This is a genomic window from Pseudomonas simiae, assembly GCF_900111895.1.
GTDB classification, from domain to species: Bacteria; Pseudomonadota; Gammaproteobacteria; order Pseudomonadales; family Pseudomonadaceae; genus Aquipseudomonas; species Aquipseudomonas simiae.
Genome location: NZ_FOKB01000001.1, coordinates 533,234 through 550,577, shown reverse-complemented (window position 1 = coordinate 550,577; position 17,344 = coordinate 533,234). Strand labels below are relative to the sequence as shown.

The following is a 17,344-nucleotide window of genomic DNA, read 5'->3' as shown; positions in this document are numbered from 1 at the left end:
TCCGTCACCTTGCCAACGACCATTCTGGAGCGCATGAAAAGTCCACGACGCCCACGCCGTACTGCGTATGCTCCGAATTCACTCTGAAACACAACGCGTCCACCACTCTGTGCAGGTGCCGAAAACCTTCCCCGCAATCACCGGAAACGCCAGCATTAAGAAAATACAGGCCTTCATTCAGACGGCATACAAAACTGTATTCGACCGTCAGTACCGAACCGGCAGCAACAAACTCAATACCTTCGGTGATGCGCTTGGCTGACGTCCCCCCTCCAAGTTCAACGCCAGTGGTGGTCTTGATCAACATGCCGAAGCGTACGTGACTCGCATCCTGTTCGAACGCAACTTGATACGTATACAAATAGGTCTCTCCTGCCTTCAGGCAGTTGACCTTTTGCCGGCGTGCATTGAGCAATCCAGGATTGGCAATCACCGCACCGCGTGCCTCATACGAAAGCACTGCTTTGGAGAGCAGATGGGGATCAAAATAATCGCTTGCCAAGCCGGAGTTCGCATCAAGCGCCGGGGCGTCAACCTCAGCCACCGATGTAAACTCGACCGAACCGGCCATCATCTGCTCGCGCATTTCTTTCGCTTTAGCGGGCGAAGCGTTCAGCATGCGCTGGTACTTACCGACAATAGCCTTGGGGGTTCCCTCCGCTACTTTCTGTCCGCCATCCAGCAAGATCGCACGGTCACAAAGCGCTACCACTGTGTCGCTGGCATGGGACACGAAAAGAATGGTCGCGCCCTGAGACTTGATACTTTCTATTCGGGCAAAGCATTTACGCTGGAAGAGCTCATCCCCTACCGCCAACGCCTCATCGACAATCAAAATCTGGGGGTCAACATTGATTGCAACGGCAAAGGCCAGGCGAACCATCATCCCACTGGAATAGCTCTTTACCGGCCGATCGATGAAATCCCCAATCTCTGCGAACGCCTCGATAGAGGCAAAGCGAGCAGAGGTTTCAGCGTGGGAGAGCCCGAGGACGGAGGCGTTCATGTAAACGTTTTCGCGGCCGCTGAATTCCGGGTTGAATCCAGAGCCTAACTCCAGCAATGCCGCGATTCTGCCATGGGTCGACACCTCTCCCTCAGTCGGCGTCAGTGTCCCGCAGATCATTTGCAGCAGTGTGGATTTACCACTGCCATTGCGGCCGACGATACCCACGGTCTCCCCTTTGTTAACAACAAAGGAAACATCATCAAGGGCAACAAACTCCGTATAACAGCGCTTCTTGCGGAACACCTGCAACAGCCGCGCCCTTGGGCTGTCGTAAATCTGGAAACGCTTGCTGACATTCCGAACTTGAATGGCGATCTCAGAGGGCATCTGTAAACACTCCATGTGTCTTCTGGAAATATGCGAAGCCTGTCCGACACACCAAAAACATGCTGGAAGGTACTGAAGCAGCCCCGTAACGCCAAGCATCTTGCCTCAAATCAAGACAGTGCGGAATTACTCGACAAGGAATCCATGAGTACGACGACCGCAAGCCTCATCACAAGCCAGGCCCACTGAAGGCGTCAGATCACTCCTTTCAGCAATCACACCGTGCACTTGGGTTGCCAGGGCAAATCCAAGGCAAAAAAAGCCTGCATCTCTGCAGGCTTCTTTTTATGTCGCTATCTGGCTCCGCGACCTGGACTCGAACCAGGGACCCAATGATTAACAGTCATTTGCTGGCTGTTAGGCGCAACGGTGCCACGCAAGAACGTGGTGGAGATCTAGGGTTTCTGCATAGCGTGAGCCGCATAAGCGCAGCACGCCACGAAAATTAGTTGGGTTGGATTGGGTTGTCAAAGCGTGGCAAGGCAATGACCAGCAGGAAAAGGAGGCGCACTCTGTCAGCTACCGAGCAATCTTCATGCTTCACTTAACTTCCTGACCAACGTAGCCGCCATGAGCTTCAACGTTCTGCTCTCTGCCTCAAACCCCTAATCTAGAGCCCGCATGACCTGCGCCCTGTCAATGTAGCCAGCCAAAAAACAGACTCAATTGATTCAATTGCATGAATGACAACCGACTCCTCTCTAGCTTTTAAAAGCGTTAGTACAACACGCAACGCCCGCTCATCATTCGAGTCACCAAGAGACTCCGCGCACCGACCTCGCCAATCCGCTTTACCCCATGCCTTGCTAACAGGCACGCGACTCACTAGTGCCTAAAGATGATTGATTTTGCGAAGTCTGCATACTTATAAAACCAACTCAACGCAAACAAAATCGAGAATGGCATTCCCAACCATACAAATACCACATCAAATTCCACCTCAAACCCTGCAGAAATAAACAGGACTGGTAACAATGCCAGCAGGCATCCTATGGAAAGCATTACGACTAAAACACCCGCCGCCATTATTGCTGAGGACATCAACTTACTTACCGTCACCCTTAGCCTCCTCGTAAAAGCCGTAGCCCTTATAACCCACTCCGCCGACATACACACCTAGCGCAGTACCAAATGGCGTTTTCGTGCCTAACAACGGAATGAAAAAATTAATATCCATCTTCGGAACCAAAACCCCGAAGATCGAACCCTTCCTCAATCCATCCGAAGCTCCCATCACGAGAGGGACTTTCCCAAAGCCAGCACCGGCGGAAAGTAACGTATCCGCCCCCTGGTAGACCAATGGACCATCCATCCACCTTTCTCGATGGACTTCGCATCAGCACCTTTTTGCGAAGCTGCCGCCAGAACACCGACTATTTGAGAACTCATAGCTAGCAGATTCTTATCACCGCTAACCAACGAATCCAAGTGAACTACAGCCGCTTCGTTAATACCCGCCGCCAGCGCGCCGGTCTTGAAGTCCCCACCGGTCGCCTGGGCAAGTAACCCACCGACCATCGCATGCACCAATATCTTCGGCGGGTAACAGCATCAAGCGCGGCCAGGTAGCGGCTGATGCTCGATTAAATTTCTTCCATTCGCCGCCTTAGTTTGACGCTAGTGAAGTTGCGGTCACGACTGTTGACGGCCTTGAATTTACTTGCGTCGATGGAAACCAGGTTTTCTCCGAACAATGCGAGCGGCTGACAGAGCACAACGAACTGACGACAGACGCATCGGATGGCCTTGCTGTTGTCCTTTCGGAAGTTGGCGATGGTCTTGAAATCCGGCATTAAACGACCCGTCAACCACATCAACTCAACGTTGCGTTGAGCTTCTCGCTCCAGGCGTCGGCTCGATTAGATGCGGTTGAGATCGCCATAGATATAGACCTTCAACAGTACCTCAGGGTGGTATGCAGGTCGGCCCGTAAGAGCAGGAACAGCACCGTCGACACCCAAATTGACCAGGTCGAGTTCGTCGACGACGACGTCGACTATACGCACCGGGTTGGTATCGCTGACGTAGTCGTCGAGGCTTTCGGGAAGTAAGGTGCCTTGACCTCTGTGCTCCCCTTGAATAAAGCGCTTCACGAGACGATCCTCTTGTGGAACCCGAATGTTGGATGCTGCTGTGAAGATAGTGAAATCTACCCGTTTTGACGATGTCGACCACGATTTAGGGTATGAGTACCGTGGTCATAATTACAGCGTGCTGAGCGATGGGGGTATGTTCCTGATCAGAACTTACGACGACGAACCAGGATGTGCGACTGTCGTAAGTCCGACCACGGCGCATGCCAGCGGCAACCTTAGACAGCTCATCACTTTCTTGCAGACGGATTTTGGGGGCTCTAGGATCTACCTCTACAAGGCCGATTTGGGGCGTTATGCTGAGATCGACCTTGAAACGTTGGAATTCCTTCCCATTTGAGTTCGGCGGCGATAGCACGGTTGGTGTTTTTACACACTCTGGGCCGTTAACTGCCCTGCGCGAATAACAGAGCTTGATAGGTATCAGCCCTCACCTGCAATCGACCGACCAGAGCTGATCAAGCCTAGTTGTATAGCTCTGACTCATCATCTCTCGACGCATGCCCCAATCCGGATCAACCGGCACACTGGCCGAGCGCAGTGTCCCCCTGCCCCAACGCTCGTTGATTTGATCCAGGACCGTCATCACCCGTGTTGCCTCTACAAACGGTGACGTGGCGAAAAGATCATTCGTGTAATCGCCAGGTTTGCAAAGGTTGAGCAGCATTACTGACACCTTCATGCGGGTCACACTGCGCGCCTTGATCACCCCGGAGAAATCCAAGGCAAAAAAAAGCCTGCATCTCTGCAGGCTTCTTTTTATGTCGCTATCTGGCTCCACGACCTGGACTCGAACCAGGGACCCAATGATTAACAGTCATTTGCTCTACCAACTGAGCTATCGCGGAATGCGCCGTATGTTACTGATTGAAAAGGAGAAGTCAAGCTTTCTCTGGCATTCGGCGCGATTAAATCGGATGACCGGTTGAAACCGCGTGCTCCCTGGCCAACTCCAGCCAGGCCAAGGCAGCCGGCGGCAGGTGGGCGCTGGTGCGCCAGGCCAGGGCGATGTGCCAGTCGGTGTGGGGTTCGTCCAAGGGGATCAGGGCGATGCCGGCGTGTTGATGCTTGTACGCCAGCATGCGTGGCACGAAGGCCACGCCCAAGCCGGCGGCGACCAGGTCGATGATGAAGTCGATCTGCCCGCTGCGGGCCGTCACCTTGGGGGTCACGCCTTTGCGCTCGCAGGCGGCGAGGATCTTGGCGTTGAGGGCGAAACCGGCTTCGAACAGGATGAACGGCGAATCGGCCAGGTGGGTGAAGTCGATCCGCTCAAGGTGGGCCAGCGGGTGGCTCATGGGCAGCACGGCCATCAGCGGCTCATTGCGCACGGGCTGGTAATCGAAATCTTCGTCCACCGGCAGCAGCAGCGCCGCCAGGTCGACCTCCCCCGCTTCCAGGCACTCGCGCAGCTTTTTGCTGCCGTACTCGGTGAGCTCGATGTCGATGTCCGGGTAGCGGCTGCGGTAGGTCGCAAACATCGTCGCGAACAGCACACCGCAGCCCACCGGCGGTAGGCCGATGCGCAGTACGCCACGCTTTAAACCGCGCAGGTCGTTGATCTCGGCCACCAGGTCGTTGCGCTCGGCGAGCAGGACCAACGCGCGACGGTAGGCGATTTCGCCGGCGGCGGTCAGTTCGTTGCGGTGGCCCAGGCGATTGAGCAACGGTGTGCCCAGTTCATCTTCCAACGTCTTGACGGCCTTGCTGACGGAGGACTGGGTCAGGGACACCACCTCCGCCGCCTGGGAGAAACCACCCTGGCGCACCACTTCGACAAAGGCGCGTAATGTTCTCAGGTTCATCAGTATTCCTTTGGCGACTGACTACCATCGATAAAAGTTGTTTTTATCATGCCAGAGAAATGCCTATCCTGCCTGCACCTTGCCTTGTGGAGCCCCTAATAATGATTATCTCCTCCGCCTCCGACTACCGCGCCGCCGCCAAGCGCAAGCTGCCGCGTTTCCTGTTCGATTACATCGACGGCGGCGCCTACGCCGAACACACGCTGCGCGCGAACAGTTCGGACCTGGCCGAGATCAGCCTGCGACAGCGCATCCTGCGCAACGTGGACAACCTGAGCCTGAAGACCACGCTGTTCGGCCAGGAACTGGACATGCCGGTGATCCTCAGCCCGGTGGGCCTGACTGGCATGTACGCACGACGTGGCGAAGTGCAAGCGGCCAAGGCGGCGGCAAACAAGGGCATTCCGTTCTGCCTGTCGACGGTGTCGGTGTGCCCGATTGAAGAGGTGGCGTCGCAAAGCGCGCAGGCGATCTGGTTCCAGCTGTATGTGCTCAAGGACCGTGGCTTCATGCGCAACGCGCTGGAGCGCGCGCAAGCCGCGGGCGTCACCACACTGGTATTTACCGTGGACATGCCGACGCCCGGCGCGCGTTATCGCGATGCGCACTCGGGCATGTCCGGGCCGTTCGCGGCACAACGGCGCATGCTGCAAGCCGTCACCAAGCCGCAATGGGCCTTTGATGTGGGGTTGATGGGGCGCCCCCATGATCTGGGCAATATCTCCAAATACCTGGGCAAACCCACTCACTTGGAAGATTACATCGGCTGGCTGGCGAACAATTTCGACGCCTCCATCAGTTGGAAAGACCTGGAGTGGATCCGCGAATTCTGGAAAGGCCCGATGATCATCAAAGGTATCCTCGACCCCCAGGACGCCAAGGACGCGGTGAGTTTCGGCGCCGATGGCATCGTGGTCTCCAACCATGGTGGTCGCCAGCTGGACGGCGTGCTGTCCACCGCCAAGGCCCTGCCTCCGATTGCCGATGCCGTGGGCGATGACCTCACGGTGCTGGTGGATTCCGGCATCCGTTCCGGGCTGGACGTGGTACGCATGCTGGCCCTGGGCGCCAAGGCCTGTCTGCTGGGGCGCGCGACAGCCTATGCGCTGGCCGCCGACGGCCAGCACGGCGTGGAAAACCTGCTGGACATCTTCGCCAAGGAAATGCGCGTGGCCATGACCCTCACCGGTGTGACCTCCATCGCGCAGATCGATCGCTCCACCTTGGTTTAACCCTGCTGCTCGACGATCCCGCGGGCCTGGCGGCAAGACGGTGGTGCCGGCGGCCGTCTGGCGTCCCATGGCGCCATGGGCAGTGGTGTGCGGGTGATGGGCGGCGCTTATTTTATCTGTGGTGTCATTCCGGCGTTGTTTATTCGCGATAAACAGTGCGAACCACAGAAACTTCAAGACCACCGCCGAGTTGCCAATTAACTGGCGTCATCCTTCAGCGACTGTTTTTGGCGGTAAAAACAGTCGATTGATTTATAAGACTTTTTATTAAGTTGAACCTCTCTGGCATGAATCTCGCTCTAACTCTGTTCTAGCAGGTAAGGCGATGACAAGACGTGCGGCAGTGCCCAGGGGTTATAACCCATTGCAAAGCGGTCTAGACTGTTACCTATGTTTTACGGAACTGAAGGAACAGTAAGACGCTTGGCACTCGCCACTCTCATTGAGCCTGTAAGACAGCCAAGTGCTTAGAGGCCGATCGTTTATGAAAACACCCACCCAGACCAACGCAATTGACTTCGATACTGCCAAATTGCAACGCCTGGGGTTTGGTCAACCATCTCTCGTACCACGTCGCCCCACCACCCTTGCCCAACTTCGCCAGCAACTGGGCCTGCAATTGCAAACCAGCCTGGAGCCGGAGCGCATCCTCGGGGTGTTCTTCCGTGAGATCCAGCGCCTGGTGCCCTTGGACGCCTTGCAATACCGCCATCAAGCCAGCGATTTGCGCCTGGAGTTCGGCCATCGTGGCCACCATTCTGTGAGTTACAGCCTGAGCCATGAAGGCGAGCACCTGGGCGAGCTGATCTTTCGTCGCAACCAGCGCCTGGCCGAAGAAGAACTCGGCCAACTCGAATCCCTGCTGGCCACCCTGCTCTACCCGATGCGTAACGCCCTGCTCTACCGCGCCGCCACCCGCAGTGCCTTGCGCGACCCGCTGACCGAGACCGGCAACCGCATCGCCATGGACCAAACCCTGCAACGGGAAATCGACATGGCGCGCAGGCACCTCAACCCGCTGTCCTTGCTGATGCTGGACATCGACCACTTCAAGACCATCAACGACACCCACGGCCACGCCGCTGGCGATAACGTGCTGCGCGCCGTCGCCGCGGCGATCAAAGGCCAGTTGCGCAATGTGGACATGGTGTTCCGGTTTGGCGGGGAAGAGTTTCTGATCCTACTGTCCAACACGGGTCGCGATGCGGCGGCGATGGTTGGCGAACGCCTGCGCCAGGCGGCACAGACCCAGGATTACTGGGCGGATGACACGCGGATTGAATTGACGGTGAGCCTGGGTTGCTCGACCTTGCTGGCCGCTGAGTCCGCCGAAAGCCTGCTGCGTCGGGCCGACAGCGCCTTGTACGTGGCCAAGCGCGAAGGGCGTAACCGCCTGGCGATGGCGGGGTAAGCCCCCGCCATCACCGTTACATCACGCTTCGCTGACGACCCGCGCCTGGCGCTCGCGCACCACGGCCGGAGCTTTTTCTTTCTCCAGACGCATGCAGCTTTCCAGGAACAGGTACATGTAGTCGTAGCTCTTGCACACGGCTTGGCGCAGCTCCGTCTGCAATTCCTTGGACGGGTTCATCCCGGCCAGGGTGCAGATGATTTCCAGCGCTTCCCATGGGTGCGCATCGTCATACTGGGCGTGCATCTTCAGCCACTTCATCGCACGCTTGCGCTCTTCCTCGGGGAAAGCCGCCGCATAGACGCCGGTCGAACACACCACGGCGGACCATTCCCCGGTAGCCCCTTCGATCGCATAGTTGGTCGCGGCAATGGCCACGATCAGCGAATCGGCGGAGCTGGTGTGCCAGCACCAATGGCTCAGCGCATGCAACTCCGGCGGCACGTTCTGGGCCTGCAGGTCCTCCAGGCTGACCCCGTGGGCACGGGACCAATGCACCCAATAGTCAGCGTGGTTGAGTTCCACACGAATATTGCGCATCAGCCAGCGGCGCGCCATATCCTCCCCAGGATGGCGGGCAAATTTGGTCTTGGTGAGGTTCTGTGCCATGTACAAGGCAAACTGTTCCACCACAGGCCAGCCACCAATCAGGTAATGGCGCATGGTCTTGGCACTGAGCGAGTTGTCGCGCATGCGCTGGTACAGTTCGTGTTCGACAACGCGGCGCTTGCTCTCGCTACAGTCCAGGATCAGTTTCTGAGCCCAGGCCGGATAACTGGAGGCTTCCATAAGCGGGCCGGTTCTGATGAAGGTGTCGATCACTGTTAAGGCTCCTTTTTAAGTGTGATTGTACAGACCAGCAAATGTTTCAGCGGAATGTGCCGGGCGCCTTGAATAACAGAGGCTGCGGCCGCACAGGTCGACACTGCAAGCTATCAAAGGTAAACAATTGCGGTCGTTCAATCAGGTAGCCCTGAGCGTAATCCACACCAATTTCGAGTAATGCCTGTTCGATTTGCGGTGTCTCGACAAATTCAGCAATTGTGCGCTTACCCATGACGTGGCCGATGTGGTTGATCACTTCGACCATCGCGCGGTTAATCGGGTCGTCCAGCATATCCTTTACGAAACTTCCATCGATCTTCAGGAAGTCTACAGGTAAATGTTTGAGATAGGCGAATGAGGACATTCCGGCACAAAAGTCATCCAGCGAGAAATGACAACCTAAGGCTTTGAGTTCATTAATAAAGCGGATCGCACTACCCAAGTTTGCAATAGCACTGGTTTCGGTTATTTCGAAACAGATCATGCCCGGCGGAATAGTGTATGTATGAAACTTCTCACGTAAAAAACCGAGGAAGTCATCATCCCCAATGGTGATGCCTGACAGGTTGATCGCACACATGGCCATGGGAAGCCCCGGCCGCTCCTGCATGCACCGGTTGATGATCTTGAACACATTTTCCACCACCCAGCGGTCCAGGGACGTCATCAGACCGTAACGCTCGGCGGCGGGGATAAAGCTGTCGGGCAGGATGATGCGTCCGGCCTCGTCGTGCAGCCGCAGTAGGATCTCAATATGCCCATCGCCACCATTGGTCTGCCCGAGGGGCGAGATTTCCTGGGCGTACAGGCAGAACCGGTTCTCTTCCAACGCCATGTGCAGGCGCTGCACCCAGGCCATTTCGCCAAAGCGCAGCGACAGTTCCGAGTCGTCGGCGTGGTACACCTGCACGCGGTTGCGGCCCTTTTCCTTGGCCATGTAGCACGCCATGTCAGCGGCGCGCAGTGAGGTTTCCAAGGTGGTCGGGGTGTGCCCCAGGTGCACCAGGCCAATGCTGACGGTGGTCATGAACGGCCGGCCCTTCCACACAAAGTGCAGGTTTTGCACGGTGTGGCGCAGGCTCTCGGCAATCTTTTCTGCCACCGCCGCCGGGCAGTTTTCCAGCAGGATGCCGAATTCATCTCCGCCCAACCGCGCCAGGGTGTCGCCTTCGCGCAGGTCCGACTGCAGCAGCGCACAGATATGCCGCAGCAACTCGTCCCCCGCCGCGTGGCCGCAGGTGTCGTTGACCAGCTTGAACTGGTCGAGGTCTAGGAACATCAATGCATGGCGCCCGCCATTCTGCTGGGCGGTGGGATGCAGTACCTGTTCCAGGCGGAATTCGAATTCGCGACGGTTGGCCAGGCCGGTCAGGGCGTCGTGGGTCGCCTGCCAGGACAGGTTGGCGATGTATTGCCGCTCCTGGGTCATGTCATGCAACACCAGCACCGCCCCCGTGACCTTGCCGGTGCTGCGGATCGGCGCGCCCACCAGCGTCACCGAGACCGTGCTGCCATCCAGGCGCTGGATGGTTTTGGAATGCTCGCTGCCGCCGCTGAGTTGGCCCTTGACGATATGTTCGATCAGGGTAAAGCCGTCTGGTTGCGCATTGTCATCCAGCAGGTTGAACAGCGCAGCCAGGGGCAGACCTTGAGCCTGGGCCGAATTCCAGTGGGTCAGCGCTTCGGCCGCCGGGTTCATGTAGGTGATGGCGCCGTCGACATCGGTGGTGATCACCCCGTCGCCAATCGACTCCAACGTGATCTGCGCACGCTCTTTCTCTTGTTGCAGGGCGTCGGCAAACGCGTGGCGCTGGGTCAGCAGCTTATGGGTGCGCAACAGTGCCAGCACGATCAGCCCCAGGGCCGTGGCCAGGTTGGTGATCAGCAGCAACCGCAGGATCATCCGCGAGCCTTCGCCCAACGCATCACTGAACGCCTTGGCGGCCGGCGTCACACCTTCGTTGATGCCAACGATATGTGCTTTCCACTGGCGTACGTCGTTGGCGCTGACCTGATCACGGGTGATCGCGCCGTGCATTTCACGGGCGAGGTCATCCAGTTGCATCAGGTAGCCATCGCCCACTGCCCACAACTCGATGGCTTTTTCCAGGTAGCTGAAATGACGAAAGTTGAGGTACAGCCAGATCAGGTTGGACACGTCATCCGGGTGGTTGCCGCCCTTGAGAATACCCAGGCGTGCGGCGCTCAGGTCAGGGGTAGGACGGTCCAGGGCAGTGCGCAGTTCGTGGCCGCCCTGAGGCACGGCAATGGCCTGCTGATATTTGAGGTAAGTGGTTTCGTCGCGGCTATCAGCGTACAGCGTCAAGTAATAGATGGCGTCCTTCTGGCCTTTGGACCACAGGCTTTCACCGGCCACATAGCCACGCACTGCCGAGAGCACGTAGAGACTGACGCAGCCCAACAATGCCTGGAACAGTACAACGGCGATAAAGGGCCAGACGATGCCCAACAGTTTTGGCGTTCCGAGAGTCCGCTTTTGCTTCATGAAGTCCCTTGCACATGCACTGCTGGATACGCACGCGAATATCCGCTTCCGATAGCTCAGCCCAGGCTAAATCAACGCACTTGTTGCAAGTGTCCATAGAGTTTGGCGTACAAGCCGCCATCGGCAATCAATTGCTGATGATCACCGTCCTCGGCAATGTGACCGCCGTCGAACACCAATACTCGATCTGCCTGCTTAACCGCCGACAGGCGGTGGGCAATGATCAGTGTAGTACGCCCGCTCAGGAAGCGTGCGAGCGCCTGATGCAGGTTGTACTCGGTGGCGGCGTCCAAGGCGGAAGTCGCTTCGTCGAGGATCACGACCTTCGGTTCGGCCAACACCATCCGAGCAATCGCCAGGCGCTGACGCTGCCCGCCGGAAAACCGCACGCCGGAACGCCCCACCACACTGTCCAGGCCCAAGGCCAGTGACTTGACGGTAGCATCCAGTTGGGCAATTTCCAGTGCCTGCCAGCACGCCTGGTCACTGCGCTCACGGCCCATGGTCAGGTTGGCGCGCACGGTGTCATTGAACAATGCAGGGTGTTGCAGCACCACGGCGACATTTTCGCGAATCGTCTCCAGGCCGATTTCCTGCTGGGTGGCACCACCAAAACGGATAGTCCCGGCCTGGGGCGTGTAGAGGCCGAGCAAGAGTTGCACCAAGGTACTTTTGCCACCGCCGCTGGCGCCGACGATTGCCACCTTCTCGCCGGGGGCGATGGCCAGGTTCAACTGGTCAAGCACCAGGTCTTCGCCATAACCGAAATTGAGTCCACGTACTTCGATGCCGACGGTCTCACGCCCAACGAATGGGTCTTCGCCCCCGGCGTATTGCGGCTCATCGGCACGCGCCAGCAACTCATTGATCCGCGTCAGCGCCCCGCCCGCCGCGTAATACGCGTATTGCAGGTTCAGCAACTGTTCCACCGGGCCAATCATGAACCACAGGTAACTGAACACCGCGAGCATCTGGCCGATGGACAGGTCGGAGAACAGCACGGTGAGCATGGCCGCTGCGCGAAAGATGTCGATACCGAACTGGAACAGCAAACCACTGGCGCGGCTGGAGGCGTCGGTTTTCCACTGGGAATGGATCGCGTAGTCGCGCACTTCCCGGGCACGCTGGCCCAGACGCCCCAGGAAGAACCCCTGGCGATTGCCAGCGCGGACTTCCTGGATCGCGTCCAGGGTTTCAGTCAGGGCCTGGGTAAAACGTGAAGTGCTGTCGTTTTCCAGCTTCTTCAGGTGTTTGACGCGCTTGCCCAACTGCACCGTGGCATAGATCACCAGCGGATTGAACAGCAGGATCAGCAGCGCCAGTTGCCAATGCATCCACACCAGGATCGCCGAAGTGCCCACCAGCGTGAGCATGGCCACCAGGAACCGGCTCAGTGTTTCGCCGACGAATTTGTCCAGCGTGTCGAGGTCGGTGACCAGGTGCGTGGTGACCGTGCCGCTGCCCAGGCTTTCATACTCGCCCAGGGAAATACGCTTGAGCCGCTCGATCAGGCGCACGCGGATGCGGTACACGATGTCCTTGGCCAGCCGCGCAAACAGCCGCGCCTGCACCACGTTGAACACCAATGCGCCGCAGCGCAGGAACAGGGTCACCAGCAGCATCAGCCCGATATAACCGGCCGCTTTCTGCCAGCCCAGCGGCAGCGCGTGGTTCATCACGTTGAGGGCTGCGTCGCCGTGGCCCAGCAGTACTTCATCCACCAGCAGGGGCAACAGCAAGGGGATCGGTACGCTGCACAGGGTCGCCAGCACGGCGACGCCGTTGGCGATCCACAGGGATTTCTTGTGACGCAGGGCCAGGCGGCGAATTTCCGCCCAGGTCAGGCGATCGGTGCGCTGGGCGGGTTCATGCACAGGTGGCTCGCTCCAGCCATCGGCCCAGCAAAGGCGACAGCTCGGACAGCGGCTGGTAACCGTTGGTCAGCAAGGCCAGTTGACCATTACGCTCGGCCAGCAGCGTCGGGAAACCGGCGATGCCCAGGTCCTGCACCCAGGTGAAATCGGCCGCCGTGGCCGCATGCTGCTCGGCGCGGTCGAATTCGCCGGCGAACTCGATACGCGGGATCCCCGCCTGCTCGGCGAGTTCCACCAACACGCTGGCGAGGGTCACGTCGCGGCCTTCGACATAGAACGCACGCTGGATCAGCCCCAGCAGCTTCCAGGCGCAATCCGGCGCCAGGCTGCGGGCGGTGACAATTGCCCGGCACGCCGGCTCCGTGTCATACACAAAACCGTCGGGCAACGCGCCTTCACGTTTGAACGGCTGGCCGGTAGCGTCAGTGACCGCCTGCCAATGCTCCAGAATGTAGCGCCGGGTGGTCGGCTCCAGTGCCGCGCCACTGCCGGTACGCAAGCCGCCCACCACCAGGTGCAGCTCCACACCGGCCGCCTGGGCCTGCTCCACCAACGCTTTGGCCACCGGGGCAAAGCCCCAGCACCAGGAACACATCGGGTCCATTACATAGAGCAGGCGCGCGGACATGGCTCAGGCCTCGGAAGGAGTTTGCTTGTAGTTGAAGCCAATCGGGTGCGGCAGGTTGCGGGCCTTGGCCAGCTCGATCTGCTTCTGCCGGTCGATCGCACTGCGACGGGTCTTCTCCGGCAGCTTATCCCAGCAATGCGGGCAACTGATGCCCGCCACATAATGCTCGGAGGCGCGGTCGTCGACACTGACGGGTGTGCGGCAGGCATGACATTGATCGTAGTCGCCTTCACTCAAGTCGTGGCGCACGGTCACGCGATTATCGAAAACAAAGCAGTCGCCCTGCCACTTGGTTTCTTCCTGCGGCACCTCTTCGAGGTACTTCAGGATGCCACCCTTGAGGTGATAGACCTCGTCGAAGCCTTCGCTGAGCATGTAGCTCGACGCTTTCTCGCAGCGAATGCCGCCGGTGCAGAACATGGCGACTTTCTTGTGCTTGGCCGGATCGAAGTTGGCTTTGATGTAGTCGGGAAATTCGCGAAAACTGGTGGTTTTCGGATCGATCGCGCCTTCAAAGGTGCCGATGGACACTTCGTAGTCGTTACGGGTGTCGATCAACAGCACCTCTGGGTCGCTGATCAGCGCGTTCCAGTCCTTCGGGTCGACATAGGTACCGACTTTCTTGTTCGGATCGACGCCTTCGACGCCCAGGGTCACGATCTCTTTCTTGAGCTTGACCTTGGTGCGGTAGAACGGCTGGTCGTCGCAGTAGGACTCTTTGTGGTCGATGTCGACCATGCGCGGGTCGTTCTTCAGCCAGGCCATCAGGCCGTCAATGCCTTCGCGGCTGCCGGAAACGGTGCCGTTGATGCCTTCTTCGGCGATCAGCAAGGTGCCTTTGATGCCGTTGTCGACCATCGCCTGCAGCAGTGGCTCGCGCAGGGCGACGTAATCTTCGAGGGTGACGAACTTATACAGTGCCGCCACGACAATCGGTTGAGTCATGGGTGTTCTCTCCAGGTGGCTACCCTCGTAAGGGGTGAACCGGATGCTAAAAACGCGAACCACGTCGCGCGGCGCGCATTCTAGCAAAACCGCGACGCCACCGCATCGACACTCCGTTAACGATATTTCCCTGACACGCTCACGCCTTTGGCTGACCTCGGCCCGAGCCACCTGCGTGATAGCGTCTTGCGTCGCCCAGTGGATCCACCTTTGGGCTCACAGGAAGATCGATGACATGGAAACCTTAAACCGTTCGTTATTGGCCAGGCTGGTGGAACAGCCCGTTACTCCAAGTGTTGGGAAGGTCGACTTCACCACTGCCATGGATCTGCTCCGCTTCACCAGCGTCTTCGACATCGTCGAGCTGCCCGAGGCCGAGTTCATCCGTCGACTGGCCCAGTACAATGATGACGACGGCGCCCAGGCTTATACAAACGCATGCTCCTACACCACTCAGTTGCAATGGCTGTACGACCAACAACCATTGAACACCCCTCATGCCCGTAGCAAACGCGACCTTGAGCCGAGCGCGCCCAGCCTGCTCAATGAGGACTGGGGCAATGCCTGCCACCCCGATGCCATCGCCGCTATCGATTCGCCTGTCGCCTACCTGCGAGCACTGTTTCTTTTTGCAACTCAGCTTGAAAAAAACGGCAAGGGAACGAAAACCAAAATCCTCTTGAGCCAACGGCGCCCAGAGCTGAAAAATTTACCGATTGACCACGACACGACCTTTGCCCAGCGCCCGCTGCTGACGCTGATCGATGACATGTTGCGCAAACAGATCAAACTCCATCACCCGCAGGAGAAGGTGCGCGCGCTGCTCAGCAAGCAACGCTACCCCTTGACACTGCCTTACCACCATCATCACCTTCAATGCCGCCTGGGACTGTCGGGAACCCAGCACGCCTTGGGTGAATTGAATTATCGAATCAGCAAGCGGCTGCCGTTTGACGATGCCGGCAGCACACGGTATGGCACGGTCAAAGCGCGCAACAATGACGTGCAATGCCTGCTAAGCGAACTGAATCCCCAACAGCAAGAACTGTTGACGCAGCCACACGTCACGGGAAGCACACTGTTTGAAACCTACTTTGGCAGACCCAGTGCTCCAGAAAACCTTGACGACTTTCTGAAATGTACGGCGCTGGACACTACCCAGTTACAAGCCCTCCTGGCGCAAAACAGTTTCGCCGCCCATGCCTCCCTCTCGGCGTCTAAACAGTTGCTGACCTATGGTGCCCGCTATGTCAATGGCACAGACCGCCTGCCCAAGCTAGAGGTTGGCCAATCCGCCGACGGGAAAACAGCGACACTACTCAATACCAGCCTCGATCGGTTCGACCGTCTGCATCGGATGATCCGCCTGCAAAAGTGGATCGATCTGCCATTCGCCGAACTCGATACGCTGATCGTCAGCACCATGATGCTTGAGGGCACAGCCAACGCCGATCTTCAGATAAGCCACACCACCCTGCGCGCACTGGGGGTCTACCGCTACCTTCGTGGGCGCTACAGGCTCAAGCCGCTGGAATTTTCGGCGTGGCTGGATCGCCTACCCGTGCAGGCCAGCGCCAACGAGCCTGCCTTATTCGATCAGGTGTTCAATCGCACACTGTTGTCCGAGCGACCGTTACCGCTGGACGACCAAACCTTCGATTCGCATACCCGCCAGCAGCTTTGCGCCGCGTTGGCGTTGAGTGATACACCGGACTCGCTGCAACTGCTGACAGACGCGTTCCCCAACCCTCTCCACAGGAACCTGGTCACGTACTCCGGGATCTATCGCTTGGCACGCATTGCCCAGGTTTTCGGCCTTTCTGTCTTGCACTGTAAACAACTGGCCGACCTGCTCGGCCCGTCCACCTGGAGCAAGCTGGCCAACCCCACATTAAGCACCGAGATGGATTTTCTCGATGTGCTCATGCGATTGGATTGGGCCGTCACCTGGCTCAGGGACAATGACACCAGCGTTACGCAGTTGCGCCAGCGATTACTGCTGGAACCCGTCGCTGATAACCCGGCGCTCAAGCGCTGGGTCGATTTACTCCCAAAGGGACTTGAGGCGTGCATCCAAGAGTTTTTGGAAAACCCGGCGCCGGCCCTCTACAGCAATGAGCTTAAGCGCTACTACAGGCTACATTTCAAAAAAACGGACACTGAGCCCACCCACCTGATCCTGCTGGCGCCGGATATCACCACGCTGTTGCCGTTGCCGGTTAACAGCACGTCACTGCGTCAATTACTGATCAACCCCCATTGGCTGGACAGCGAAAAATCCCCCACAGAACTGGTCGAGCTGAGCCTGGGCACGCTCTATCTGTTGCAGCGTTTCAGAGACTGCTGCGAGAGGTATGGCCTGGCACAGGACAGCCTATTGGAGTATTTCGAGAGCGCCAACAGCAACGGGTCTCAAACCCTCGATACCCGGCTAAGTCAATGGTTGGGGTGGGACGAAAAAGAACTGAGGGCGCTCACTGAGACCTTGCCCACACACAGGGTCAAGTCCATGGACCAGCTGGATTGGATCATGCGCTGCCGGCAAGCCTGCACCATCACCCGCCTCGCCAGCCAAATGCTGCTCGACGCCAGCGAGCTGGATACCGCCAGCGACTTCAATAAATGGAAGCTCGTGGGCGAAGCCATCATCGCCGCACGTCAGTAAAGGCTTTCTCTCAACCAGCAGACT

At 58.2% G+C, this 17,344-nt stretch carries 12 protein-coding genes, 1 tRNA gene and 3 pseudogenes; 4 read left to right on the top strand and 12 right to left on the bottom strand.

Annotated elements, in window-relative coordinates:
* Positions 1-4: 4 nt before the first annotated feature.
* The 4 genes and pseudogenes from BMZ57_RS02440 to BMZ57_RS02410 form a co-directional block, all read right to left on the bottom strand.
* Positions 5-1,336, bottom strand: a complete 1,332-nt coding sequence (locus tag BMZ57_RS02440) for an ABC transporter ATP-binding protein (RefSeq protein ID WP_010208927.1) — start codon at positions 1,334-1,336, stop codon at positions 5-7.
* 1,045 nt (positions 1,337-2,381) lie between these two features.
* Positions 2,382-2,648, bottom strand: coding sequence for a hypothetical protein (locus BMZ57_RS29435; RefSeq protein WP_010208925.1), 267 nt, complete (start codon positions 2,646-2,648; stop codon positions 2,382-2,384).
* A pseudogene (locus BMZ57_RS30095) lies at positions 2,624-2,878 on the bottom strand (hypothetical protein); the annotation flags it as partial. The pseudogene BMZ57_RS30095 and the gene BMZ57_RS29435, both read right to left, overlap by 25 nt.
* Positions 2,879-2,922: 44 nt before the next feature.
* A pseudogene (locus BMZ57_RS02410) lies at positions 2,923-3,429 on the bottom strand (transposase); the annotation flags it as partial.
* A 25-nt stretch (positions 3,430-3,454) separates the two neighbouring features.
* Here BMZ57_RS02410 and BMZ57_RS02405 point away from each other — a divergent pair.
* The gene (locus tag BMZ57_RS02405; RefSeq protein ID WP_021490784.1) at positions 3,455-3,769 is read left to right on the top strand and encodes a hypothetical protein; all 315 of its coding nucleotides are present in this window, start codon (positions 3,455-3,457) and stop codon (positions 3,767-3,769) included.
* A gap of 90 nt (positions 3,770-3,859) precedes the next feature.
* On the opposite strand, the pseudogene BMZ57_RS02400 reads toward BMZ57_RS02405, so the two are convergent.
* From BMZ57_RS02400 to BMZ57_RS02390, 3 genes and pseudogenes are all read right to left on the bottom strand, one after another.
* A pseudogene (locus tag BMZ57_RS02400) lies at positions 3,860-4,108 on the bottom strand (DUF4113 domain-containing protein); the annotation flags it as partial.
* A 93-nt stretch (positions 4,109-4,201) separates the two neighbouring features.
* A tRNA-Asn gene (locus BMZ57_RS02395) sits at positions 4,202-4,277 on the bottom strand.
* Positions 4,278-4,337: 60 nt separating this feature from the next.
* Complete coding sequence (locus BMZ57_RS02390; RefSeq protein ID WP_021490785.1) at positions 4,338-5,234, bottom strand: LysR family transcriptional regulator; 897 nt, start codon at positions 5,232-5,234, stop codon at positions 4,338-4,340.
* A 101-nt stretch (positions 5,235-5,335) separates the two neighbouring features.
* On the opposite strand from BMZ57_RS02390, the gene lldD reads away from it, so the two are divergent.
* Both lldD and BMZ57_RS02380 read left to right on the top strand, forming a co-directional pair.
* A complete protein-coding gene (gene lldD / locus BMZ57_RS02385) occupies positions 5,336-6,466 on the top strand; it encodes an FMN-dependent L-lactate dehydrogenase LldD (protein WP_010208917.1) in 1,131 nt (376 codons plus the stop codon).
* 484 nt (positions 6,467-6,950) lie between these two features.
* Complete coding sequence (locus BMZ57_RS02380; protein ID WP_010208916.1) at positions 6,951-7,877, top strand: GGDEF domain-containing protein; 927 nt, start codon at positions 6,951-6,953, stop codon at positions 7,875-7,877.
* Between the two features lie 21 nt (positions 7,878-7,898).
* Here BMZ57_RS02380 and BMZ57_RS02375 read toward each other — a convergent pair whose 3' ends face one another.
* The 5 genes from BMZ57_RS02375 to trhO form a co-directional block, all read right to left on the bottom strand.
* Entirely contained in the window at positions 7,899-8,666 is a 768-nt protein-coding gene (locus BMZ57_RS02375; RefSeq protein ID WP_197999029.1) for an iron-containing redox enzyme family protein, read from the bottom strand.
* 79 nt (positions 8,667-8,745) lie between these two features.
* Complete coding sequence (locus BMZ57_RS02370; protein ID WP_021490788.1) at positions 8,746-11,208, bottom strand: EAL domain-containing protein; 2,463 nt, start codon at positions 11,206-11,208, stop codon at positions 8,746-8,748.
* Positions 11,209-11,279: 71 nt separating this feature from the next.
* On the bottom strand, positions 11,280-13,082 hold the full coding sequence (locus tag BMZ57_RS02365) for an ABC transporter ATP-binding protein (protein ID WP_069672420.1): 1,803 nt from the start codon (positions 13,080-13,082) through the stop codon (positions 11,280-11,282).
* A complete protein-coding gene (locus BMZ57_RS02360; protein WP_175439633.1) occupies positions 13,075-13,677 on the bottom strand; it encodes a DsbA family protein in 603 nt (200 codons plus the stop codon). The genes BMZ57_RS02365 and BMZ57_RS02360 overlap by 8 nt, the downstream gene beginning before the upstream one ends.
* Positions 13,678-13,713: 36 nt before the next feature.
* Complete coding sequence (gene trhO, locus BMZ57_RS02355; RefSeq protein ID WP_010208911.1) at positions 13,714-14,655, bottom strand: oxygen-dependent tRNA uridine(34) hydroxylase TrhO; 942 nt, start codon at positions 14,653-14,655, stop codon at positions 13,714-13,716.
* A 235-nt stretch (positions 14,656-14,890) separates the two neighbouring features.
* On the opposite strand from trhO, the gene BMZ57_RS02350 reads away from it, so the two are divergent.
* Positions 14,891-17,320 carry a Tc toxin subunit A gene (locus BMZ57_RS02350; protein WP_045791813.1) on the top strand — a complete coding sequence of 810 codons (2,430 nt, stop codon included), beginning with the start codon at positions 14,891-14,893 and terminating at the stop codon, positions 17,318-17,320.
* Positions 17,321-17,344: the final 24 nt, after the last annotated feature.